General features: G+C 64.3%; 21 protein-coding genes, 1 tRNA gene and 2 pseudogenes. 9 read left to right on the plus strand and 15 right to left on the minus strand.

The window, feature by feature from the left end; translation table 11 throughout:
• Positions 1-96: 96 nt before the first annotated feature.
• Complete coding sequence (locus P6U27_RS04705) at positions 97-561, minus strand: Hsp20 family protein (protein WP_162500108.1); 465 nt, start codon at positions 559-561, stop codon at positions 97-99.
• A 205-nt stretch (positions 562-766) separates the two neighbouring features.
• Between P6U27_RS04705 and P6U27_RS04710 the strand changes: the two genes are divergently transcribed.
• Positions 767-1,714: an alpha/beta fold hydrolase gene (locus P6U27_RS04710; protein WP_122400868.1), complete on the plus strand. Its 948-nt coding sequence runs from the start codon at positions 767-769 to the stop codon at positions 1,712-1,714.
• Between the two features lie 102 nt (positions 1,715-1,816).
• Here P6U27_RS04710 and P6U27_RS04715 read toward each other — a convergent pair whose 3' ends face one another.
• Positions 1,817-4,627 (minus strand): di-heme-cytochrome C peroxidase, encoded by a 2,811-nt coding sequence (locus tag P6U27_RS04715; protein WP_209294649.1) that lies wholly within the window; start codon positions 4,625-4,627, stop codon positions 1,817-1,819.
• 182 nt (positions 4,628-4,809) lie between these two features.
• Entirely contained in the window at positions 4,810-6,606 is a 1,797-nt protein-coding gene (locus tag P6U27_RS04720; protein WP_162500109.1) for an adenylate/guanylate cyclase domain-containing protein, read from the minus strand.
• Positions 6,607-6,822: 216 nt separating this feature from the next.
• Here P6U27_RS04720 and P6U27_RS04725 point away from each other — a divergent pair, with 216 nt between their 5' ends.
• Positions 6,823-7,455 carry a LysE family translocator gene (locus P6U27_RS04725; protein ID WP_209294650.1) on the plus strand — a complete coding sequence of 211 codons (633 nt, stop codon included), beginning with the start codon at positions 6,823-6,825 and terminating at the stop codon, positions 7,453-7,455.
• 6 nt (positions 7,456-7,461) lie between these two features.
• Here P6U27_RS04725 and P6U27_RS04730 read toward each other — a convergent pair whose 3' ends face one another.
• Positions 7,462-8,214: a sulfite exporter TauE/SafE family protein gene (locus P6U27_RS04730; protein WP_209294651.1), complete on the minus strand. Its 753-nt coding sequence runs from the start codon at positions 8,212-8,214 to the stop codon at positions 7,462-7,464.
• A gap of 89 nt (positions 8,215-8,303) precedes the next feature.
• On the opposite strand from P6U27_RS04730, the gene P6U27_RS04735 reads away from it, so the two are divergent.
• A complete protein-coding gene (locus P6U27_RS04735) occupies positions 8,304-9,194 on the plus strand; it encodes a LysR substrate-binding domain-containing protein (RefSeq protein WP_122400873.1) in 891 nt (296 codons plus the stop codon).
• Positions 9,195-9,242: 48 nt separating this feature from the next.
• Here P6U27_RS04735 and P6U27_RS04740 read toward each other — a convergent pair whose 3' ends face one another.
• The 3 genes from P6U27_RS04740 to P6U27_RS04750 all read right to left on the minus strand — a co-directional run bounded on the left by P6U27_RS04740 (position 9,243) and on the right by P6U27_RS04750 (position 12,451).
• A complete protein-coding gene (locus P6U27_RS04740) occupies positions 9,243-10,229 on the minus strand; it encodes a tripartite tricarboxylate transporter substrate binding protein (protein WP_209294652.1) in 987 nt (328 codons plus the stop codon).
• A gap of 20 nt (positions 10,230-10,249) precedes the next feature.
• Positions 10,250-11,032, minus strand: a complete 783-nt coding sequence (gene hisN / locus P6U27_RS04745; protein ID WP_122400875.1) for a histidinol-phosphatase — start codon at positions 11,030-11,032, stop codon at positions 10,250-10,252.
• 528 nt (positions 11,033-11,560) lie between these two features.
• Positions 11,561-12,451, minus strand: coding sequence for an N-formylglutamate amidohydrolase (locus P6U27_RS04750; protein ID WP_209294653.1), 891 nt, complete (start codon positions 12,449-12,451; stop codon positions 11,561-11,563).
• 330 nt (positions 12,452-12,781) lie between these two features.
• Here P6U27_RS04750 and cpdR point away from each other — a divergent pair, with 330 nt between their 5' ends.
• From cpdR to P6U27_RS04770, 4 genes are all read left to right on the plus strand, one after another.
• Positions 12,782-13,141 carry a cell cycle two-component system response regulator CpdR gene (cpdR, locus tag P6U27_RS04755; RefSeq protein ID WP_007597092.1) on the plus strand — a complete coding sequence of 120 codons (360 nt, stop codon included), beginning with the start codon at positions 12,782-12,784 and terminating at the stop codon, positions 13,139-13,141.
• Positions 13,142-13,213: 72 nt separating this feature from the next.
• Positions 13,214-13,288: transfer RNA gene (locus tag P6U27_RS04760), tRNA-Val, on the plus strand.
• A 198-nt stretch (positions 13,289-13,486) separates the two neighbouring features.
• Positions 13,487-13,714 carry a DUF2945 domain-containing protein gene (locus tag P6U27_RS04765; RefSeq protein WP_122400878.1) on the plus strand — a complete coding sequence of 76 codons (228 nt, stop codon included), beginning with the start codon at positions 13,487-13,489 and terminating at the stop codon, positions 13,712-13,714.
• 29 nt (positions 13,715-13,743) lie between these two features.
• Positions 13,744-14,280 (plus strand): DUF488 family protein, encoded by a 537-nt coding sequence (locus P6U27_RS04770; protein ID WP_209294654.1) that lies wholly within the window; start codon positions 13,744-13,746, stop codon positions 14,278-14,280.
• A 40-nt stretch (positions 14,281-14,320) separates the two neighbouring features.
• Here P6U27_RS04770 and P6U27_RS04775 read toward each other — a convergent pair whose 3' ends face one another.
• The 5 genes from P6U27_RS04775 to P6U27_RS04795 form a co-directional block, all read right to left on the minus strand.
• Positions 14,321-14,779, minus strand: coding sequence for an NUDIX hydrolase (locus P6U27_RS04775; RefSeq protein WP_312016163.1), 459 nt, complete (start codon positions 14,777-14,779; stop codon positions 14,321-14,323).
• Between the two features lie 145 nt (positions 14,780-14,924).
• Positions 14,925-16,016: an enolase C-terminal domain-like protein gene (locus P6U27_RS04780; RefSeq protein WP_122400881.1), complete on the minus strand. Its 1,092-nt coding sequence runs from the start codon at positions 16,014-16,016 to the stop codon at positions 14,925-14,927.
• 112 nt (positions 16,017-16,128) lie between these two features.
• A complete protein-coding gene (locus tag P6U27_RS04785) occupies positions 16,129-17,352 on the minus strand; it encodes an ABC transporter substrate-binding protein (protein ID WP_164936770.1) in 1,224 nt (407 codons plus the stop codon).
• Positions 17,353-17,506: 154 nt separating this feature from the next.
• Positions 17,507-18,436 (minus strand): alpha/beta hydrolase, encoded by a 930-nt coding sequence (locus P6U27_RS04790; protein WP_129142643.1) that lies wholly within the window; start codon positions 18,434-18,436, stop codon positions 17,507-17,509.
• 298 nt (positions 18,437-18,734) lie between these two features.
• Entirely contained in the window at positions 18,735-19,304 is a 570-nt protein-coding gene (locus P6U27_RS04795) for an alpha-ketoglutarate-dependent dioxygenase AlkB (RefSeq protein ID WP_407194416.1), read from the minus strand.
• A 79-nt stretch (positions 19,305-19,383) separates the two neighbouring features.
• On the opposite strand from P6U27_RS04795, the gene P6U27_RS04800 reads away from it, so the two are divergent.
• Complete coding sequence (locus P6U27_RS04800) at positions 19,384-19,524, plus strand: hypothetical protein (protein WP_164936762.1); 141 nt, start codon at positions 19,384-19,386, stop codon at positions 19,522-19,524.
• Here P6U27_RS04800 and P6U27_RS04805 read toward each other — a convergent pair.
• Positions 19,521-19,829 (minus strand): annotated as a pseudogene (locus tag P6U27_RS04805) (sensor histidine kinase); the annotation flags it as partial. The gene P6U27_RS04800 and the pseudogene P6U27_RS04805 sit on opposite strands and share 4 nt — an antisense overlap.
• Positions 19,827-20,081, minus strand: a pseudogene (locus P6U27_RS04810) (winged helix-turn-helix domain-containing protein); the annotation flags it as partial. The pseudogenes P6U27_RS04805 and P6U27_RS04810, both read right to left, overlap by 3 nt.
• A 205-nt stretch (positions 20,082-20,286) precedes the next feature.
• Here P6U27_RS04810 and P6U27_RS04815 point away from each other — a divergent pair.
• Positions 20,287-20,493 (plus strand): hypothetical protein, encoded by a 207-nt coding sequence (locus tag P6U27_RS04815; protein WP_025033895.1) that lies wholly within the window; start codon positions 20,287-20,289, stop codon positions 20,491-20,493.
• Positions 20,494-20,647: 154 nt separating this feature from the next.
• Here the strand turns inward: P6U27_RS04815 and P6U27_RS04820 are convergent, their stop codons facing one another.
• Positions 20,648-21,493 carry an SDR family oxidoreductase gene (locus P6U27_RS04820; protein WP_209294655.1) on the minus strand — a complete coding sequence of 282 codons (846 nt, stop codon included), beginning with the start codon at positions 21,491-21,493 and terminating at the stop codon, positions 20,648-20,650.
• Between the last annotated feature and the right edge of the window lie 175 nt (positions 21,494-21,668).

The following is a 21,668-nucleotide window of genomic DNA, read 5'->3' on the forward strand; positions in this document are numbered from 1 at the left end:
TTACACCTTCACCGTTCTGTGATGCAGTGCAAAAAACGCCCCGGGGGCACCGGGGCGTTTTCGCAACCTGGAAGTCGTTTGGATTGGTCGCCTGGCTTAGGCGGCTTGCGCGGCCGAGTTCTCGATCACCTGCGCCTTCGCGCCGGCATTGATCGCGATCTGGCGCGGCTTCTTGGCCTCGGGAATCTCGCGGACGAGGTCGACGTGAAGCAGCCCATTCTCGAGCGAAGCGTCCTTCACCTGCACGAAGTCGGCAAGCTGGAAGGCGCGCTCGAATGCACGCGCGGCGATGCCGCGGTAGAGCACTTCGGATTTCGAGTTCTCGCCTGCGACTTTCTCGCCCTTGATCGTCAGCGTGTTTTCCTTCGCGACGATGGAGAGCTCATCCTTGGCAAAGCCCGAGACCGCAACGGTGATGCGGTAGGCGTTCTCGCCGGTACGCTCGATGTTGTAAGGGGGGTAGCCGGGGCTGCCGTCCGAGCTGGCCTGGTCGAGCAGGTTGAAGAGACGGTCGAAGCCGACGGTGGAACGATAAAACGGGGTGAGATCGTAGGTACGCATGGTCAAGTCCTCCATTGAGCGACTGTTTAGGTGACCCGCCCGCCATCGGGCCGGGCTTTCGTCTGTGTGCAGCCTGATGTTCCGGTTCCGAAACACTGGTAGCGGCCTGCACGAAGGTGATATGGGTGGAACGAGACGGCGTTCAAGAGGGCGGGATAGGCGCCTTTTCGGCGCTCCCGCCCCTTGATTTCTAGCACTTCCAATCATGACGCTGGTCTCGATCCCGTCCAATCCCGTCCCCGAAAACGTCGTCAGCGGCACCATCAAGACACCCGATGGCGCCGAGCTGCGCTTTGCCCGGTGGGCGCCGCCGGCGAACCGCAAGGGCACCGTCTGCGTCTTCACCGGGCGCAGCGAGCAGATCGAGAAATATTTCGAGACGGTGCGTGACTTGCGCGATCGCGGCTTTGCGGTGGCGATGATCGACTGGCGCGGGCAGGGCCACTCGTCGCGCCGTCTGCGCGATCCGCGCAAGGGCTATGTGCGCGACTTCTCCGATTTCGAGATCGACGTCGAAACCTTCGTGCAGCAGGTGGTGCTGCCGGATTGCCCGCCGCCCTTCTTCGCGCTGGCCCACTCCATGGGCGGCACTGTGCTGCTGCGGGTGGCGCATGCCGGCAAGCGCTGGTTCGACCGCATGGTGCTGTCGGCGCCGATGATCGACCTGCCCGGGCGCACCACCTCGTTTCCGGTGCGTGCGCTGCTCAAGACGATGCGCCTGCTCGGGCAGGGCGGCCGTTACGTTCCCGGCGGCAGCGACCGCCTCACCGGGCTCGATCCCTTCATCAACAATCCCCTGACCAGCGACCCGGTGCGCTATGCGCGCAATGCCGCGATCCTGGAGGAAGACCCGACGCTCGGACTGGCGTCACCGACGGTCGCCTGGGCCGATACCGCCTTCCGCGCGATGCACATTTTCAAGCGCGTGAACTACCCTTCTCAGATCCGCCAACCGATCCTGATGCTGGCGGCGTCCAACGACACCGTGGTTTCGACCGCGGCGATCGAGGAGTTCGCCTATCACTTGCGCGCCGGCTCTCATCTCGTGATCGCCGGCTCCAAGCACGAGATCCTCCAGGAGCAAGACCGCTACCGCTCCCAGTTCTGGGCCGCCTTCGACGCCTTCGTGCCGGGCACGCCGCTGTTCAAGTGAGGATCTTCGTCATGCCGGGCTTGTCCCGGGCATCCACGTTCCTGGTGCCGCAGCAAAGATCGTGGATCGCCGGGACAAGCCCGGCCATGACGACGAGGTCATTCACAGCGTCTTCAGATACTCGATCAGGTCGTAGCGCTCCTGCTCCTTGAGCACGCGGCCGATGGTGCCGTCCTTTCCGGGGCCCGGTGTGCCGTCGAACGAGTGGCCGGCATTGCTGTTGCCGAACAACTCGGTGCCATCAGACGCCCGCGTCGAGAAACGCGACTGCCCGGTCTTGCAGCTCTCACCGTCAGAGACCGCGAAGCCGACCTGCTTCGGATCATAGTCGCGATCACCGCCCATGCAGAACGATTTGGGACGCTCGGCCGCAGGGCTCAGCATCCAGTAGAGCGAGGGCACCGATCCGTTGTGCAGATAAGGCGCGGTGGCCCAGACGCCGTTGAGCGGGCGCGCACGATACCAGGGCCGCGGCTCCTTCTTGTCGGGCGGTTGCGGACCGGGATTGGGGCAGTTCTTGCGCTCACCCCACCAGGCCTGCTGAACCTTCGGGTCGATCTTCGCATCGTCCATCGCCTTGCGGGCGACGATGTCGACGAGCACCATCAGCCCAAGCGAGTACGGCATGTCGGTCGAAGAAACATCCGGCAGATTACAGTTCCACCAGGCATTGAGCTTCTGCGAGGGATCGAGCTTGAGAAAGCCCGGTACCTGAATCGTCCGCGTCTCCAGCACGCTGGCCTGAGCGGGATCGGTCCCCATGCCTTTGACGCTTTTCTGGACCTCGTTCAGGAATTTGTCGGCGCCGATGGTCTCCCAGCGCGACGAGGACCAGATGCTTTGATCCGGAAACTCGGCGTCGAACACGGGATCGTTGACCGGCCCGAGATGGCATTCGGCACAGAGTTGCGCGTACAGCTTGCGGCCGTTCTTGACGCGCTCACCATCGATCTTCCAGGCGTCATCACCGAAGATGTCCGACGGCCATTTCGGCGATGTCAGCCCGGAGAGCTGCTTTTTCGGATAGGGCGGCGACCCCTTCAGCAGATCCTCGATCCAGTTCAGATTCTTGACATCCATCGACGAGCGGAACAGCCTGTCCTTGGGCGTAGTGTCGGACAGATTGAGCAGCGCGGTCACGCCCAGCGCTTCGCCGGCATTGCGGATCAGCGGTTGCTCGATGGACGCGTCATATTGCGCGTATTTGAGCCAGGGTACGGTCCAGATCGGCGGGAAACTGACCGGCGCGTCCTTGGCGTGCAGATTCTTCTCGAAGCCGCTGAGGCCGCTGAGCGCCATGTCCTGGGCGAACACCTGATTGCCGATGCGGTTGAGCGCGTCGAGACGGCCGTATCCTTCCTCCGTGTCCTGCTGTGGCTCTTGCCGCTTCGTCTTCTCGTTGAACCTCGTCTTGCCCTCGATGGTTTTCGCGTAGGTCTTCTCCCAGTCGATCAGGAACGTGCTGATCGCACGCAGCTTCTGCTTCAGCGCATCGCGGTCCGCATCGCTGGCCGAGGCGCCGAGCACGCAATCGGCGAAGCGCGTGAACCGACCCGGGACGTAGAGCGTGTAGGCGATCGACAGGCCGGTCGTGACCTCGAGCTTCCTGAGGTCGGTCATTGCCGGGCCGCCGTCGAAGCGGATGTCGATGCCCTTGTAGTGGATCTGGCCGGTGTGGCAGGCGGCGCAGGTCAGGCCGATCCGGTCCTCGCCGATCTGGCCGGTCGCAGGATCGGGGACGCCCGTCATCCGCGCGAAGCCGACGGGCAGGCCGTCGACGTTTTCGGCCTGGCGACCCCAGTTCACCGGCGGATCCCAGAGCCGCGCCGGCGCCGGCTTGGTCTTGTCATAGACGTTGGCATAGCCGAACCGGCGCAGCGTGGCATCGTCGGTGTCGATCGTCTGCGGGCTCGGGATGAAGCCGAAGCGCTGCAGATGGTCGCTGTCGTGCAGCATGCCGGGCTTTGCGAAGAAATGAAGCCGCGGCTGCTCGAGCGCCATGAACCAGCGGTAGGGCACCGGGAAGGTCGCGGTGCCCTGGCTGGCGTGATGAAACCAGTGCCGGTCCTCCAGCGCCCAGTTCTGCTCGAGCCAGTATGCGGCCCGGGGCTCGACGTGCTCTGGCAATGGCGGCGCCACCAGGTCGCCGAAGATGCCTGGCAGCATCGGCTGGAATTGATCCGGAAAGCGCAGCGCCACGACACCAAAGAGGAGAAGAGCAGCAACGAGTCCGCCGGCAGCGCGCAAGATCAGCGAGGGCGGGGTGACCGGCTGGCTGACGACTCGCTGGGTGATCCTGTCAGGGAATTTGCGCTCGTTGAACAATGTCCTCACGTCGGCCACGCAGAGATAGCGGTCATCACCCTGACCCTTGCCCATGATCTTGAGCAGGATCGGCCATTCGAACTTCATCAGGATCGGGTAGTACCAGCGCGCTTGCTTGCCGGCGCGCTTGAGATTGTCCTTCATGAAGGTCTGGATTTGCGAGGCGTTGAGGCCGGTCTCGGTGCCGCCGCCATCGGGATCGGTATAGGTGCCGCCGAAGCTGGCGAGACGCGCAATCTCGTCCTCGTTGACGCGCCCGTCGACGCCGAGGATGCGCGAGCCGGCACCGAGCTTATCGAGCGGACCGCCGCGCAGCATATCGAGCTGCGCGCCCCAGAAGATGCTCTGCAGGATGTGACAGGCGCCGTTGGCGATCAGCGCGACGCCCCGCACCTGGATGCGGGCCGAAACCTTCTTCAGCCCCGCCTCGCCGCTTGCATTGGCGATGGTCCGTGACAGCGTCCGGAGCGGGACGGTGCCGCCATCGACGAAGCCTTCGCCGACGAGGCCGCGCAGGAACGGACAGGGATTGTTCGGGGAGACCTGGATCGAGGGGTCGAAGGGCGGCTTCGAAGCGCGGTCATGCATGGCCCAAATCCTGAAAACGGCGAATCGCAAAAAAGACGCGCCGATCAAGCGCGGAAAGTCCTAACAAACCGACAGCAAGCTATTCTACTTCAGCGTGCAATGAAGTGTGGCTGATTTCACTGTCGTGTCAACACCGCGGGTGCGCGCAGCTTGCCGCGAAGTGCGGGATCGCGACCCGCCCGTCAGGATTCGGCGGCGCGTTTGAGCTGGCCCTGGACCAGGGTCAGCTTGCCGAGCGGCACGCCCGCCTTCAGCAGCCCCTCGCGGTAATGGGCGATGTCCTCGGGCCGCTTCCAGTGGAAATTGCGCAGGTGACGATCGACGTTCAGGGTTGGGTAGTTGCCCATGAGCACGGAGGTAGCCTCGGCCGCCTCGCTGCTCCGGCCCAGTTGCGCCAGCGCCGCGGCGCGGATCGCCAGCGCCTGCATGTGGTTCGGGTTGATGTAGAGCTGCTCGCGGGCCCATGACAGCGTCGCATCATATTGGCGCAGAAGGTAATGACTGAAGGCGTTCAGCGCGGCCCATTGGTAGCGCGGATCGCTGTTGTCGCGCTGCGAGGCCATCGAGAACAGCTCGATCGCTTCGCGGTGCTCGCCGATGATGAAATGGCAGATGCCGAGCACCCCGCGCGCGCCGTTGTCGTAGGGGTTGAGGGCGACCGCGCGCTTGGCGGCGTCCATCGCGGCCTCATAATGGCCTTCCATGCCGTGGGCCCAGGACAGGATCGAGAACGCGAACGAGGACCGCGGGTCGAGCCGGACGCTGGTTTCGGCGAGATGCATCGCCTCGGCCCACATCTCCCGCGTGCCCTTGACCCAGCCGAACTGGATGCTCTGGATCTGGATCGTGGCGAGATAGGCATGCGCGATCGACAGCTTGGGATCGAGCCGGATGGCCTCCCGGAACAGGTCGATGGCGGCGGCGAGATCTTCCTTGGTCTGCCGGTAGTAATGGGACAGTCCCTTGAGGAAGCGATCCCAGGCGCTCACGTCGGTCGAGAGCCGCGCAGGCGCCGAGGCTTCGGCACGAACGATCTCCGTGGCGATGGCGGCGGACAGGTTGGTCGTGATCTCGTCCTGCATCGCGAAGAGGTCGCCGATGTCGCGGTCGTAGCGGCCGGTCCAGAGCTGCTCGCCGGTTTCCGGTGCGATCAGCTCGGCGGTGACGCGGATCTTGGCGCCGGCGCGCCGCACCGAGCCCTGGATCAGATAGGAGGCGTCGATCTCGCGCGCGATCAGGCGCGTGCTCACATTCTTGCCCTTGAAGGCGAAGGTCGAGTTGCGGCTCAGCACGCGATAGAAGGATTGCAGCGACAGCGCGTGGATCAGATCCTCGGTGAGACCGTCGGAGAAATATTCATCCTGAGCGTCGCTGAGATTGGTGAAGGGAAGCACGCCGACGATCGCGGTGCGGTACTGCTGCGAAAGGGCGGATGCTTCCCGCAGCTCGGGCGCGAGCGCCGGCGCGCCCTCGGGCATCCAGGTAAAGACCCCGACCGCATCCTTGATGTTCTTGAAGCGGTGGTCGCCGGCGTCAGTCAACGGCACGGCGAGATGCTTGCTCGCCTCCCGATAGGCCTTGGCCGAGATCGCGAAGCCGCCGGGGCTCGCCACGGATTCGAGGCGGACGGCAATATTGACATCGTCGCCGAAGACCTCGTCCTCGTCGGCGATGACGTCGCCCATATGGATGCCGAGCCGGAATTGCATGGCGCGGTCGGCAGGGAGATGGTGGTTGCGCTCCGCCATCAGCGTCTGCATCGCGATCGCAGCTTCAGTCGCGCCGACGATGGAGGCGAACTCCAGCAGGAAGCCATCGCCGGTGTTCTTCACGACGCGGCCGCCGTGATTGAGGATGATGGGGTGAATCGCGGCGCGATGGGCCTTGAAGGCGGCATGGGTGCCGGCCTCGTCGCTGCCCATCATGCGCGAATAGCCGGCGACATCGGCGCAGACGATGGCAGCCAGACGTCTTTCCATATCCGCAAAGCTCCAGGGGATAGGGGACCGGCCACGACGTGGCAGTCGCCTCGAATCCCGCATTTCAAGAACCCTGCCCTTATAAAGCAGATGTGGCCGAGCGGAAGTATGATCCGTATTGCAAATTCGAGGTAAATCCTAGGCAATCCCGGAGATGGACGGGGACGGGAGAACCGACTAAGCGGAACCTGGACGGGGCGGCGGGAGGCAGCTTGCATGCTGGGTATTCACGAAATCGGGCTTTTCATCCTGTCTGGCGTGCTGCTCAACATCACGCCGGGGCCGGATTCGGTCTATGTGATCGGCCGCAGCATGCAGATGGGCTGGCGGGGCGGCGCCGCTGCCGCCTTCGGCATCAGTTGCGGCTGTTTTGTTCATGTCGCGGGCGCGGCGATCGGGCTTTCGGCCCTGCTGATGGCATCGTCCACCGCGTTCTCGATCCTGAAGCTGGTCGGCGCGGCCTATCTCGTCGTGACCGGGCTTCAGATGCTGTGGTCGCGCCCGATACTGGCCTCAAGCGTCGACGAGCCGGTGCGGAGTTCATTGCGGCGGGTCTTCCTCCAGGGCGTCTTCACCAACGCGCTCAACCCCAAGGTCGCGCTGTTCTTCCTGGCCTTCCTGCCGCAATTCGTCGCAGCCGATGCGCCGCACAAGCCGCTCGCCTTCTTGACGCTCGGCCTGATCTTCATCTTTACGGGCACGCTGTGGTGCCTCGTGCTCGCCGCGTTCGCGGCCAAGGCCGCCAACCGGCTGCGTCGGTCCGAGGGCGCGATCGCCTGGATCAACCGCGCGCTCGGCGGTCTCTTCATCTATCTCGGCATCCGCGTTGCCATGCTGGAGACGCGGTAACTTCCTTCAAGCGAACTCCTTCGCCAGCGCGCTGCCGGCGAGATACAGGCCGAGCAGGATCATCGCGATCAGGAACCAGCGCCGAAACGCTTCGGCCGGCATCCGTGCACGCACTGACTGGCCGATATACATGCCGGCGAAGGCCATCGCCATGGCGATGGCTCCAGGCACGGCATTGGCGGGGGTCAGCAATCCGCCGGCGGTCAGGTTGAACGCGAGCGCGAGCGTCGCGGTGGTGAAGAACACGCCTAGTGCCTGCACCAATTCGTCCTTCTCCATGCCGATCGCCTGCATGAATGGCATCGAGGGGATGACCTGCACGCCGGTCGAGGCCGAGATCACCCCGGTGACGAGGCCGACTACGCCGCCCACCCATTTCTCGTTCTGCGGCGCGACGCGGAAGTGGAATTTGCTCAGACCGATGATGGCGTAAACAACGAGCAGGATGCCGAGCACGATCGTGCCGTAGCGCGCATGGGGGCCGGTCAGCGCGCCGGCATTGAGCCAGCAGCCGACCACGGTGCCGATCATCAGCGGCCACAGCCGCCGCAGGATGTCGCGCAAATACGGGCCGACGAAGGTCTGCCAGATGTTGGTGATGATGGCCGGCACGATCACGATGGCGATGGCGCGGCTCGGGGCCATGCTCACGGCGAGCAGGCCCATGGACACCGTCGGCAGGCCGAGTCCGACCACGCCCTTGACGAATCCGGCGAGCAGGAAGACGGCGGCGATGAGGATGAGCAGCGGGTCGGTCATATCTGCACATTGACCGAAGCCGCGATCAGGCACAATCTGGAGGTTACGGAGAGAGCCTTCGCTTTAGACGAAGGCTTAGGAGAACCGCCATGCGCTTCGACCTCGTCGACCTCCAGCTCTTCATCGCGGTCGCCGACCAGCGCAGCATCACCCGCGGCGCGGAGCGCTCGCACCTGGCGCTGGCCTCGGCCAGCGCGCGCATCAAGGGGCTCGAGGACGCGCTCGGCGTCGCGCTGCTCAAGCGCGGGCGCCGCGGCGTGGAGTTGACCGCGGCCGGTGAGAGCCTGCTCGATCATGCGCGGCTGGTCATCCACCAGATCGACGCCATGCGCGGCGATCTCGCCAGCTATGCGAGCGGCGTGCGCGCCAGCGTGCATTTCCTCGCCAACACGTCGGGCCTGTCGGAGCATCTGCCGAAGGCGCTCGCCGGTTTTCTGCGTGAGCATCGCGATGTCGCCATCGACATCGAGGAGCGCGAGAGCACCGATATCGCGGCGGCGATCACCGCCGGTGCCGCCGATCTCGGCTTTGCCGCCGAGCACGCGCTGCCGGAGCATATCGAACGCTTCCCCTTCAGCGAGGATCGCCTGACGCTGGTGACCTCGCGCCGTGGCCCGTTCGCCGGCCGCCGCCAGATCGATTTCCAGGAGGCGGGGGCTTGCGAGTTCGTCGGGCTCACCAGCGCCACCGCGCTGCAGATGCACATTTCGAAGCACGCCGCGCGGCTCGGCATGCGCCCGCATTTCCGCGCGCGCCTGCGCGATTTCGACGCGATCTGCCAGATGGTCGCCGCCGATGTCGGCGTAGCCCTCGTGCCTGAAGCCGCCGCACGCCGCTGCGCCAAGACCATGCCGCTCGCCATGGTCCGCCTGCGTGACAATTGGGCCAACCGTCGCCTCGTGATCTGCGCGCGAAACTTCAAGGCGCTGGCAAGGCCGGCCAAGATGCTGGTGGAGCATTTGCGGGCGGAGGCGATGTGAGCTCTTCGCTTACCCCCTCCAGGCCACTCCAGGGGAGGGTAAGCACGACTACTTCGCCGTCTCCACGCCCGCGTCCTTGATCACTTTTGCCCACTTGCTGGTCTCGTCGGCGATGAAGCCGCGAAAATGCTCCGGCTCGTCGCCGATCAGCGTCGCGCCCTGTGCGGCAAGCTTCTCCTTCACCGCGGGATCCGCCATGGCCTTGGTCGCGAGAGCATGCAGCGCCGCGACGATCTCCCTCGGCGTGCCCTTGGGCGCCACCATGCCATACCAGTTCTCGACGCGCAGATCGGGAAAACCGGCTTCCGAAAGAGTCGGCACGTCAGGCGCGGTCGGTGCGCGTTCGGCGGAGCCGACCGCGATCGGCTTCAGCGCGCCGGCCTTGACCTGTGGCAGCAGCACCGGCAGGTCGAGGAAGGTCATCTGCACCTGCTGGCCCAGGAGATCGTTCACGGCCGGAGCGGCGCCGCGATAGGGCACGTGCACGACGTCGATCTTTGCCGTCAGTTTGAACAATTCGCCGGCGAGGTGCGGCAGGCTGCCGGGGCCGGAGGAGGCGAAGTTGAGCTTGCCCGGCTGCGCCTTGGCGAGCGCGATCAATTCGCCGATGTCCTTTGCGGGCACGTTGGTGGCCACCACAAGCATTTCCGGCACGGTCGCAACCAGCGTCACCGGTGTGAGATCCGCCTGCGTGTCATAGGCGACCTTCTCCATGCTCGGGCTGATTGCGAGTGCGCCGGCTGAGGAGATCGCGATGGTGTAGCCGTCAGGCGGGGCCTTCGAAACCGCATCGGTGCCGAGCACGCCGCCCTGGCCGCCGCGATTGTCGATCAGTACCGGCTGTCCTGAGAGTTCCGACATGCGCTGCCCGATCACCCGCGCGATGATGTCGTTGGGGCCGCCGGCCGGGAAGGGCACGATCAGCTTGATCGGTTTGGCCGGAAAATTCTGTGCCGATGCCAATGACGGCGGCAGCAGGAACAATCCCAAGAACAATAGAAGCCATTCAACGAGCAGCCTGCGTGAGACGGTCATGCAAGCCCTCCGCGCGCTTGTTATTGGTTCAAAAGCCTCAAGGCTTCTTCGTGAACCCGCGCGTCGCCGGCCGCGATGATGCGGCCGCCGGCCTGGGCCGGCTTGCCTTCCCAGGTGGTGACGACGCCGCCGGCGCCGGTCACGATCGGAATCAGCGCTGCGATGTCATAGGACTTCAGCTCGGTCTCGACCACGAGGTCGACGTGCCCGGCCGCGAGCATGCAATAGGAGTAGCAATCGCCGCCATAGCGCGACAGCCGCGCGCCGCGCTCGATGCGGCCGAAGATGGCGCGGTCGCTCTCGTTCATGAGCAGCGGGCTGGTGGTGTAGGTCGTGGCTTCCGACAGCGAAGCGCAGCGGCGGACCTGGAGCCGGCGCTCGCCGGAGGGCCCTTTGTAATGGGCCGAGCCATTGTCGCCGGAAAAGCGCTCGCCGATGAAGGGCTGGTGCATCATGCCGAATACCGGCGTGCCCTTGTGCAAGAGCGCGATCAGCGTGCCCCAGATCGGAAAACCGCCGATGAAGGATTTGGTGCCGTCGATGGGGTCGAGCACCCAGACGTAGTCGGCGTCCTCGCGCTCGTTGCCGAATTCCTCGCCGACGATGCCGTGCTGGGGAAAGTTGGCCTTGATCAGCCGCCGCATCACGGCCTCGGCGGCGCGGTCGGCCTCCGTCACCGGGTCGAAATCCTTGGTCTTGCTCTTGTCGTCGATCGACAGCGAGGTGCGGAAGAACGGCAGGATGGTTTCGCCGGAGACGGTGGCGAGCCGTCCGATGAAGGCGGAGAAGTCGATCACCGTCACAGGCCGAATCCTCGAAGCGAAGGTTGGATGAACGCGCCTCCTGCCTAGCTCAATTCGCCTGCCGCGTGCAGCGCTGTCTTGATTTTGCTCCCTGGTATTTTGGATGCCGAGCACGCTGCCTCATCCCAGTCATCTCCTGGCCAAATATCGATCACAGAGTTGAAAACTTAGTTCCGCACTTGCCTTGTTTGTATGCAAATGACTATCAACCCATTGAATTTCCTTATCAAAGAAACTGAATCTGGGTTTCTCTGGAAGCAACTGAGCCATGTGAGAATTGCATGGGAAACCGCTCAAAAGCCCTTGCACTTTGTGCGGCGCGGTCGCATATTGTTGCGGTGCGGTAGCGCTTGGCGTTACCGCTGCCCTCCTTGGGCGTTTCCTCCCTAGACTTGGGCCGCTTCTTCATCAGAAGCGGCCCTTTTTTCTTGGCGCCTCTGCTTTCATTTCAAGGCGCGCAAGCTTGCAAAGCGAAGACGCCATCGCGCCATTCGCAGACAATATCATTGGACGGAGAAGAGCCGGGACCTATTCCGCCGCGGCCTGGAACGGGCCGAGATCGGCGAACGGAATCGTGGTTGCCAGTACGTCGGCGAGAACGCCGAAGTCGGAGGCCACTTGTGCAAAGCGCGCGCTCCGCTCGCGCCGCCGCTCGTCCATGTAGATCGCGCGATTGAGCTCGAGCTGTACGGCGTGCAGGCCGCTTGCGGGATTGCCGTAATGTTCGGTGATGAAACCGCCGGCATAGGGCTTGTTGCGGCCGATCGAATACCCGAGCCCTGACAAGGTCTCCTCGACGCGATCGGGAAGCAGCGGCGTACAGCTCGTGCCGTAGCGATCGCCGATCACGATGTCGGGCCGGCGCGGCTCGTCCCTGCTGACGCCGACCGAAGGCATCGAGTGGCAGTCGACCAGCACCACGGTGCCGAACATCTGGTGCACCTTGTTGATGAGCCGGCGCAGCGCACGATGATAGGGCTTGTAGAGCATCTCGATCCGCCCCAGCGCGTCGTCGACCAGGATGCGGTCGCGATAGATCTCCTGGCCATCGCCGACCACGCGCGGAATGGTGCCGAGGCCGCCCGCGACCCGCATCGACCGGGTGTTGGCGAAGCTCGGCAGCCGTCCGGCGAACATGCGGGGATCGAGCTCATAGGGCTCGCGGTTGACGTCGACATAGGAGCGCGGAAAGTTGACCCGCACCGTCGGAAAGCCGCGCTCGCTCAAATGGCCGATCAGCTCGTCCATGAACGAGTCTTCCGAGCGCCGCAGCGTCGGCAGGTCGATCCGTGACGCCGCCAGGAATTCGTCCGGATAGGTCGAGCCGGAATGGGGCGAGTTGAAGATGATAGGCGCGCGCCATTCGGCGGGCTCGAAGATCTCGAAGGCTGGACACATGTCGCCGTCAAACCGGGTCATCTTCTCAGGCTTCGTCCCTTCGCGCCGGGATCTGGCAGGGACCAGATCGCATCGATTCGGCCGGTCGAGCGGCTCTTATGTGTCGTCATTGTCCGGAATCGCAACCATTCTGCCAAGCGAAAAGATGCGAAGAGCGCTGGAACACGTCTTAACCGTGCAGCTATCGCGGCGGCGATCAGTCGATTCGGCTCGATTGATTCGGAGCCCATTCCGGTTCACAAAGAGCCGGCAGCGCAGCCGGCCCAAGGTAAAGATTTTCACCCCAAATTTACCCTCTGTCGGGCTTAGTGACCTCTGCTGATATCCTCTGGGGATTCGACGTTTCCTGCCATGCCAAAGATCCTGCTCGCCGAAGACGACAACGACATGCGCCGTTTCCTGGTCAAGGCGCTGGAAAACGCCGGTTTTCAGGTCTCGTCCCACGACAACGGCATGGCCGCCTATCAGCGGTTGCGGGAAGAGCCGTTCGAGATGCTGCTCACCGACATCGTGATGCCGGAGATGGACGGGATCGAGCTCGCCCGCCGCGCCTCGGAACTCGACCCCGACATCAAGATCATGTTCATCACCGGCTTCGCGGCGGTCGCCCTGAACTCGGATTCGGACGCCCCCAAGAACGCCAAGGTGCTGTCCAAGCCCGTGCACCTGCGCGAATTGGTCAGTGAAGTGAACAAGATGCTGGCGGCCTAAACCGGCCCCCTTCCGTCCTTGCGCCGGGTCCCCTGAGCCGTTATAGGGACCCCACCGATGAAATGACTTCTAGGGCACGTAGCTCAGCGGGAGAGCACTACCTTGACATGGTAGGGGTCACAGGTTCGATCCCTGTCGTGCCCACCATCCTTCGCTCGCGAAGCGAGAGAAGGATGCCACGCCGAAGCCCAAAGGGCGCAGGCGGGCTGCCGCCGCGAGCTTCGGCTCGGCAAGCCACCCAAATCTCGACGTAAGCGTGTCCGGCGTCGCTCGCAGAGCGAAGACGGACTGGTGCCGCCAGCTTGGTTTCCTGGAACGCCCCGAGACCCCCGGCATTGTACCGCCATGCCGAAGCCCTCCACAAAATCCTTCAAGCGCGGGGATCACGTCAGCTGGAATTCCGAGGCCGGCCGGGTACGCGGCCATATCCTGCGCGTCCACACCGGGGATGTCGACTACAAGGGACACACTCACCATGCGAGCCCGGACGATCCGCAATACGAGATCAAGAGCGACACGACCGACCACGTCGCCCTGCACAAGGGCCGGGCGTTGCGGTTGCTGCGAAGCTGAGCGGCACAGCGGGAGTCGACGAGCTGCCCATGGCCCATCCCTTCTTCACCATCGGCCATGCCAGACGCTCGATCGAGGAATTCGTCGAATTGTTGCAGGGCACCTCGATCAGCTTCGTCGCCGACGTTCGCACCGTGCCCCGCTCGCGGACCAACCCGCAGTATAATCGCGAGACGCTGCCGCAATCGTTGGCGGCTGTTTCGATCGGCTATGAGCACATCGCCGCTCTCGGCGGCCTGCGCAGCCGCACGCGCGAGGTGCCGCGCGAGACCAATGCGTTCTGGCAGAACGGCAGCTTTCACAATTACGCTGACCACGCCATGAGCGCGGCCTTTCGCGACGGCCTCGCTCATTTGCGCGAGCTCGGGCGTACCCGGCGCTGCGCCATCATGTGCGCGGAAACATTGTGGTGGCGATGCCACCGGCGGATCATCACGGACTACTTGCTCGCAGCCGGCGAGACCGTGTTTCACATTCTCGGACCCGGGCAGGTCGAACAGGCAGAAATGAATCCGGCGGCGCGGCTCGTGGCTGACGGCCGCCTGGCCTACCCGGCTGAGAATTAGCCAATCCTCGCCAGCGCGCTCATGCGAGGCAGCATCGTGTTCAATTCGTCTTGTACCTGTTGCCGCGCAGCACGTCCTTCAGGCCCGTCGGATAGAGGCTCGGTCCGCCATCCAGGTCGAGATCGGCAAGGTCGAACCAGCGGGCGACGATCTCTTCTCCGTTGTCCTCGCGGAAGTCGATGCGGTCCTGGCCGGCGAAGGCGCCCTCTGGAAACGCGACCTCCGCGACGAACATCACCTCGTGGCCGGTCGATCCCTCATGCACAAAAATGTTCTCCAGCAGCAAGGGCTCGCTGGCGATGGTGACGTCGATGCCGAGTTCTTCGTTGAATTCCCGCACGAGCGCCGCGTGCCAGCTCTCGCCGAACTCGATCTCGCCGCCGAGCGGGCGCACGCCCTTGATCCGGCCCGCATCGTCGCGCACCTCGGCGGCCAGCAGCCGCCCGTCGCGCCAGTGCAGGCCGATTGCGACGACGCGGATGCGGGGATGTGCCGCCATGTGCTCATGGGGAAGCGTTATCGCGCGCACCGCCGCTGCGCAATACGCTCAGGCGAGCCTCGTCGGGCTCCCTTGGAGCTGAGTATGATTGCCGCCGTTCGGTCGTAGACCCGACGATCGGTGATCGACGCGCCGACAGGCGCCCTCATGTAACGAGATATTTGGCGACCGCCGCCTCATCCCATGCGATCCCGTTGCCGGGCTCTTCGCTCGGCAGTGCAAAGCCGTCCTTGATCTGCAGCCGCGTTGCCAGCACCGCATCGGCCCAGTCGACATATTCCAGCCAATGTGCGGTCGGCGTCACGCAGAGCAAATGCGCGCTCACCTCCGAGAACAGATGCGTCGACATCTCGATGCCGGCGGCATGCGCCAGCGCGGCGGCGCGAAGCCAGCCGGTGACGCCACCGATGCGCTGCACGTCCGGCATCACGTAATCGCAGGCTTCCGCCGCGAGCGCGGACTGCATCGAAAACGCGCTGTCAAAATTCTCACCGATCTGCAGGGGCGTATGCAGCGCGTCCGCGACGCGGGCGCAGCCGGCATAGTCGTCGTGGCGAATCGGCTCCTCGATCCAGGTGAGGCCCTCGTCGTCGAGCATCTCACCGCGGCGGATGGCCTCGGTCACCGTCAGCGCCTGGTTGTAGTCGCACATCAGCGTCACGTGGTCGCCGACGGCCTTGCGTACCGCGCGCACCACGGCGAGGTCCTCCCGCGCATCATGCCGGCCGACGCGGATTTTGGCGGCCTGAAATCCTTCAGCGAGCAGCTTGTGGGCTTCCTCGACCGCGGCGCCGGCCGGCATGATGCCGAGGCCTTTCGAATTGTAGGCCCTCACCGGCTTCGGCGTGCCGCCAAGCAGGCGCACCAGCGGCAGGGCGTTGCTGCGCGCCAGCGCGTCCCAGGCGGCCATGTCGATGCCGGATTGGGCCAGCCGTTGCAGACCGGCGAGGCCCAGCAGGGTGAAGCGCTGGGTCAGCTTGCGTTCGATCTCGAACGGCAGCAGCTCGTCGCCGGCGAGCAAGTCCGACATTTCGGTGACCATCGCCGTCAGCGGCTTCAAGGCCGAGGGCGTGATCGAGAACAGATAGGCATGGCCGGTCTCGCCCTGATCGGTCTCGCAGTCGATCAGCACCAGCGGCGCTTTGGCGACTGCGCCGGTCGAGGTCTGGAGCGGCAGATTCATCGGCACGATCACGGGCCGCGCGTGGAAGCGTTTGATGCGGATGGTCTCGGTCATGGAGTCTCCCGGCGGAGCAGATGCAGGTTGCGACCGATGTTAAACATCCGTGAGGAAACGAAAAGGCGCCTGGCCCAGCCACCACCAAATGGGGGTTGCGCGGGTTTGTGATTCACCGCGCCGCGCCCTCCGTGAACGCCGTCTCGATCACCTCACCAAAGGGCTGCCACGAGCGTCCGTCGAACTGGACCAGCCGCATCTGTCTGATCGGCAGATAGCGGTCCGGCGAGGTGTTCATCCTGATGTTGGGCAAGGCGACCGAGGGCTGGTAGTCCCTGAGCGAAGCCGCCTGACGCATGATATTGTCGCGCGAGAAATCATCGCCGCATTGCGTCAGCACCTGCGTCAGCGCCTCGGCCGCGGCGTAGCCATAGAGTGCGGCGCTGTTGTTGGTGCTTTCGACCTGATGGTATTTGTCCATGAAGGCGAACCAGTCCTTCATGGCGGAATCGTTTTTCCAGGCGGGATCGCTCGGGTCCTTCAGAAAGGCCGCCGAGATCACGCCGGCGGAGTTCTCGAGGCCCGCGGGCGCCATCGCGTTGGCGATCGAGGCGGAGGCATCGTTGACGATGAAGACCGGATGCCAGTTGAGCGACGCCGCCAGCTTGATCACCTTGGACGCCGTCGACGGCACGCCGAGAAAGACGAAGATGTCGGCGCCGGCGCGTTTGAGAATCGAGACGTGCCCGTCGAGATGCTCATCGCCAATGTCGAAGGCGATGTCGACGAGGACGTGACGGTTGAGATCGCCAAGGCCTTCCTGGATGCCCTTGTAGAGCATGCGCCCGAACTGGTCGTTCTGCCAGAGCACCACGATCTTCTTTTGGGGGTAGTAGGCCTGGATGTAGTTGGCATAGATCCGCCCCTCCGATCTGAACGACGGCTGCCAGCCCATGGTCCAGGGAAACGCGCTTGGCTGGCTCAGCTCCTCATCGCCGGAGGCGACGAACAGCTGCGGGATCTTCTTCTCGTTCAGATACCGGCGAGTCGCGAGGTTTCCGGGCGTGCCGAACGAGCCGAACATCAGATGGACGTCCTCGCTCTCGACCAGACTGCGCGTCAGCTCCAGCGCGCTTCCCGGATCGGAATTGTCGTCGCGGGTGATGAAGCGGATCTTGCGGCCGTTGATCCCGCCACGCGCGTTGACCATGTCGAAATAGGCGGCCTCAGCCTGGCCGATCGCGCCGAACTCCGACAGCGGTCCCGAATAAGGCATGACATTGCCGATTCGGATTTCCTTGTCGGTTGCGGGTTGCTCGGTGTGTTGCAGCGACATCGCCCCAAGCGAGGCCGAAGCAACGATCAGAACGAACAGCAGTCTGCCGGTGACGCGCATGCTCGACACCTTGTCGTTGGCCCCCAACGAGGTCGGCTCAATCCGCAGCAAGGCGGGTTGGTGTAGGTCGAGCGTTTGGCGATCGTATGGCTGGGCGAGTCCGCTTCAACCCGGCGCAGGGCCGAACGAAATGGCAGGCGTGTTGACACGCCTGCTACGGCAAACCCCGCGCCTCGAGCTGGTGCACCAGCAGCAGCGTCGGCTCCGCAAGACTATCGCCCGAGCCATCGAGGCCAAACGCGGCCGCGATGCCGTCGCGGCTGCGCAGCAATGCGCTGCGCGGGCAATGGCCCGCGCCGCACAGCGTCTTCTTCAGGGTCTCGCCTTGCGCGACGAGGCCGGCGGAATCGTCCGCGGCCCAGGCCAGCACGATCGGCACGTCGACATTGAGGATGCCGGGGAAGACCGATCGCTTGTCGTATTGGGTGGCATCTGGGCCGAGATAGGCCTTCTCGCTGTCGCTCGCGTCCTTGCCGACGCGGTAGATCCCGGACACCAGCACGACGCCGGCGACGTCGGCGCCGTCGGTCTGCAGCTCGGGATGCGCCAGCAGGGTGGCGACATGGAAGGCGCCGGCGCCGTAGCCGACCGCGACGATTTCGCGAGCATCGCCGTTGAAGAGATCGATATTGCCGTGGACCCAGGACAGCGCCGCCGCCACATCGGACGCGCCGGCCGGCCAGGTCGCCGAGGGCGCCAGGCGATAGTTGACGCGGACCCCGATCATGTCGTTGCGCGCCGCAAAGCACATGGCTTGGTCCTGGATCTGGCGCGACAGCTCCGGCGCGGCGCGGTCGCCGGTGAAGGTATCCCCCGCCACGAACAGCAGCACCGGCCGCGGTGTGTCCGCCTTGGTGGCGCTGGTCGCGACATCCAGCGCATTGGCCTCGGTCTCGCCATAGCGCAGACCGCGCGAGAAGGTGACCTGCTCGCATAGCCGCGCGGTGCCGCCGGCGGTGGTGTCGGAATCGGTCAGGCCCACTTGCACGAGACCGGAGGGCGGCGGCAGCCGGCCCGGCACAGGTCCGTGCGCGGAGGCCGTGGTCATGGTCAGAAGCAGGAAAAATGTCAGACAATTCTTCATGATGATGCCGGCCTTGCGGGGCTCATATTGGCTCGCTGATCTGGCCTGTCTTTTCAATTCGCCTCATTAGTCGGCTGGGCTTGAGGCGAATTCGCGGCACCTTCGGCCAGCACGGACCAGGCGCTTGGCATGTCGCCGCATTTGGAAGGCAGCTTCGCGGGGCCCGGGAGGATTGCGCGGAGCAGCCGTTTTGTCTCGATTCATCAGGCCGTTGTCCGGCGTCGCCCGGTCTCGAGCCGGCAACGGCTTTCTACTGTGCATGGGGTTGTTTTCGCAGTTTTTGTTTTGGACCGCCTGCTTATCGCGGCTTCATCGTCCGGAAAGTGATGGAGTAGCGACGCGCCTCGACCGGCGGGATGCTGTGCTCCCATTGCGACCGCGCCTCACCGTCCATCATGTAGAGCGAACGCGGCAGGGCTTCGAGCGCGTGGCGCTCCCACTTGTCGCCGTTGCGGCGGCGGAAGCGGAATTTGCAACGAGCGCCCAGCGATAGGCCGAGGACCTTGTCGAAATGCGGCTTGTCGCGATGCCAGCCGATGCCGACGCCAACTTCATATTCGGTGCACAGCACCTGCCGGACGCTGCCCTCTGTGAGCCCCGCCCATGCCTCGACCTGGCGCGCGACCGGCCGCACCCAGTCCGGGATCGGCTCGGCCTCGATGAGCCGCTGCAGCGCGTAGTCGTAGCGATAGCCGAACGATGCCACGCGGCGGTTGCCCTCGAAGGCGCCGAACTGGAAGCGCCGGAGCGGCAATGCTGCGATGCGGCCAATCAGATCCTGCTCGGCGGCGACACCGATAAAATTGTTCGTATAGCGAAGACCGGTTGGGCCTGCCTGCGCATCGGCGAACAAACCAAGCTGCGTCATTTCTCGCATTTCCGTGATGGAACCTAAAGACGGCTGGTGCGACTTACATAAGACGCGGGAAGAAACGTGCGAGGCTGTCATGGCAGAGAAGCATACCGCCGATCCGGTTGAGATCATGCGCGCGACCGGTCATCCTGAGCTGGAATACGCCGCCGGCTGGACCATCGCCGGTCTCGTCACCATCGGCGCCATTGTTGCCGCCTGGGTGTTCGCGATCTAGGCCAGAGGGAGTTGGAGCTCGAAGGCCGCGCCCCCGTCGGTCGGCTTCAGCCTGATCGAGCCGCCATGGCTCGCCATCACCGCACGCGCGATCGCCAGCCCCATCCCGGTGCTGCCCTGGTCCCGGCGGGTGGTGAAGAACGCGTCAAAGATCCGGTCGCGGTTCGGGGCCGAGATCGGTTCGCCGTCATTGCTCACGGTCAGCCGCAAGGTCGTACGCTCGTCCGCCGCCTCGAGCCTGATCGTCTGCGCCTTGTGCCGCATCGCATTGTCGGCGAGATGCGACAGCACGATCAGCGCCTTCTCGATCACGTTGTCGCAGGAAAGTGCCGCGAGCTTGGCGCGGATGTTGCGGATGCGGCTGTCGATGGTGCGGTCGGAGACCTGGATGTTGAGCTGATAGGCCGCCCGCATCAGCTGCTCGCGGTTGAACACCGAGGTCGGACGGGTCAGGAACGCGCACAAAATGCCGAGCTCGATCGCCGTCAGTTTGAGCGGTGCGCCAGCGAAGGACGCCACGTGCTGGTCGGGATCGATCAGGAGACTGCCTTGCGTTAGTGTCTGCAAGGCCGTGGTGGAAGCGATCAACGCCGGCGTCGATCTGCTGCTGGTCGCCTACGACGGCGCGCAGTTCTACCGCGTCTTCGCCTGCGCTCGGCAACTATCCGAATGACGTCTTGACCGGCTGCGATCTCCATCACGCATTGTGCTTCGACCGCGGGTGCGATATGGCTCTCGCGCTTTCCAGAGGCGGAGACGAGCTTTGTCGAAACAATCCCTGCGCGAGGAGGCCGAACGCCTGATCCGCGAATCGATGGAAAAGAAGACCATCGTCGTCAAGCAGGGCACCACCCGAATCGAGGCCGTCTGCGGCAAGTGCGGCGCGCCGAACCGGGTGCAGGCGGAGAAGGGGCAGACCCGCGTCAAGTTCGCCTGCAAGAATTGCGGGCACAAGCAGGAGACGCTGTAGGGCGTTTGCGCGAAACTTGCCGGGCGCGAACACTCCGACCCTCATCCTGATGAGCCCGCTGAAAGCGGGCGTCTCGAAGGATAGAGGCCCCAGCCGGGCCTGCATGGTTCGAGACGCGCGCAAGGGCGCGCTCCTCACCATGAGGGTCTGATTGCTATTCCGCCTCCACGAACTTCTTGAACGCATCCGCGTAATCCGGGTGCCAGCGCGACAATGGCGGGCGGTTCTCGATGATGTCGCCGGCGGCCCAGAGCATACGCTTCTCATCGAGAGCGCGCGGCACGTCGTTGTCCGGACAAAGAATGTAGAAATCGCCGGCCTCCAGCCGCGCCAGCATGAAATCGACCGTCTGCTCCGGCGTCCAGGCGCCGGCCGGTTTCTCGGTGCGTCCCTTGGCGGTGAGGCCGGTGAAGACGAAGCCCGGGATCAACAGATGAGCCGTGATGTGGCAGTCCTTGCTGTTGCGCAGCTCGTGTTGGAGCGCCTCGGTGAACGCTTTCACGCCGGCCTTCGAGACATTGTAGGCGGGATCGCCCGGCGGCGTGGTGATGCCCTGCTTGGAGCCGGTATTGATGATGAGGCCACACCTGCCGCGTGCGATCATGCTCGGCGCGAAGATCCGCGAGCCGTTGATGATGCCCCACATGTTGACGCCGATGATGCGCTGCCAATGATCGGGCTCGCCGAACAGCGTGCTGCCCGGCTGGATTCCGGCATTGTTCATGAGGATGTCGGTCCCGCCAAACCGCTCGCGTACTGCGCGCTCCAGTTCCGTCACGCTTTCGATCTCGCTGACATCGACGGCGAGAGTCATCACGTTCGTGGCAGCCGTGACGGATGACAGTCTTGTTGCAGCTTCTGCCAACCGTGTCTCGTCGACATCGGCGATACACACCTTCATTCCAGCGCGCGCAAAGGCGATGGCAGCGGCAAATCCGATGCCGGATGCGCCACCCGTGATCACGGCAACATTGTCTTTGGTGATGGCGGGATGTGGCATGGATGGTCTCCGTGGAACGCTCTCGTCGAGCTATAACATGACAGCAGTGCGACCCTGCACAAGTCGGCATGGGAGGTCTTCGGTCCGTGCTGCCTTTACGCCTATCTGCCACGGCTGTATCCTCGATCGAACGATCCCGCCCAGATCGAGCCAATCAATAACCTGACAGGGAGTG

Source organism: Bradyrhizobium sp. STM 3566 (assembly GCF_045571445.1).
Lineage (GTDB): Bacteria > Pseudomonadota > Alphaproteobacteria > Rhizobiales > Xanthobacteraceae > Bradyrhizobium > Bradyrhizobium vignae.

Bases quoted from the DNA above. Each gene is read 5' to 3' on its own strand.
- P6U27_RS04720 (WP_162500109.1), bottom strand. From the start codon at position 6,606: ATGGAAAGACGTCTGGCTGCCATCGTCTGCGCCGATGTCGCCGGCTAT.
- P6U27_RS04705 (WP_162500108.1), bottom strand. From the start codon at position 561: ATGCGTACCTACGATCTCACCCCGTTTTATCGTTCCACCGTCGGCTTC.
- P6U27_RS04785 (WP_164936770.1), bottom strand. From the start codon at position 17,352: ATGCGCGTCACCGGCAGACTGCTGTTCGTTCTGATCGTTGCTTCGGCC.
- P6U27_RS04820 (WP_209294655.1), bottom strand. From the start codon at position 21,493: ATGCCACATCCCGCCATCACCAAAGACAATGTTGCCGTGATCACGGGT.
- P6U27_RS04710 (WP_122400868.1), top strand. From the start codon at position 767: ATGACGCTGGTCTCGATCCCGTCCAATCCCGTCCCCGAAAACGTCGTC.
- P6U27_RS04750 (WP_209294653.1), bottom strand. From the start codon at position 12,451: ATGACCCGGTTTGACGGCGACATGTGTCCAGCCTTCGAGATCTTCGAG.
- P6U27_RS04725 (WP_209294650.1), top strand. From the start codon at position 6,823: ATGCTGGGTATTCACGAAATCGGGCTTTTCATCCTGTCTGGCGTGCTG.
- P6U27_RS04800 (WP_164936762.1), top strand. From the start codon at position 19,384: ATGGCAGAGAAGCATACCGCCGATCCGGTTGAGATCATGCGCGCGACC.
- P6U27_RS04795 (WP_407194416.1), bottom strand. From the start codon at position 19,304: ATGACGCAGCTTGGTTTGTTCGCCGATGCGCAGGCAGGCCCAACCGGT.
- P6U27_RS04730 (WP_209294651.1), bottom strand. From the start codon at position 8,214: ATGACCGACCCGCTGCTCATCCTCATCGCCGCCGTCTTCCTGCTCGCC.
- P6U27_RS04775 (WP_312016163.1), bottom strand. From the start codon at position 14,779: ATGGCGGCACATCCCCGCATCCGCGTCGTCGCAATCGGCCTGCACTGG.
- P6U27_RS04740 (WP_209294652.1), bottom strand. From the start codon at position 10,229: ATGACCGTCTCACGCAGGCTGCTCGTTGAATGGCTTCTATTGTTCTTG.
- P6U27_RS04765 (WP_122400878.1), top strand. From the start codon at position 13,487: ATGCCGAAGCCCTCCACAAAATCCTTCAAGCGCGGGGATCACGTCAGC.
- P6U27_RS04735 (WP_122400873.1), top strand. From the start codon at position 8,304: ATGCGCTTCGACCTCGTCGACCTCCAGCTCTTCATCGCGGTCGCCGAC.
- P6U27_RS04715 (WP_209294649.1), bottom strand. From the start codon at position 4,627: ATGCATGACCGCGCTTCGAAGCCGCCCTTCGACCCCTCGATCCAGGTC.
- P6U27_RS04790 (WP_129142643.1), bottom strand. From the start codon at position 18,436: ATGAAGAATTGTCTGACATTTTTCCTGCTTCTGACCATGACCACGGCC.
- P6U27_RS04770 (WP_209294654.1), top strand. From the start codon at position 13,744: ATGGCCCATCCCTTCTTCACCATCGGCCATGCCAGACGCTCGATCGAG.
- P6U27_RS04780 (WP_122400881.1), bottom strand. From the start codon at position 16,016: ATGACCGAGACCATCCGCATCAAACGCTTCCACGCGCGGCCCGTGATC.
- cpdR (WP_007597092.1), top strand. From the start codon at position 12,782: ATGCCAAAGATCCTGCTCGCCGAAGACGACAACGACATGCGCCGTTTC.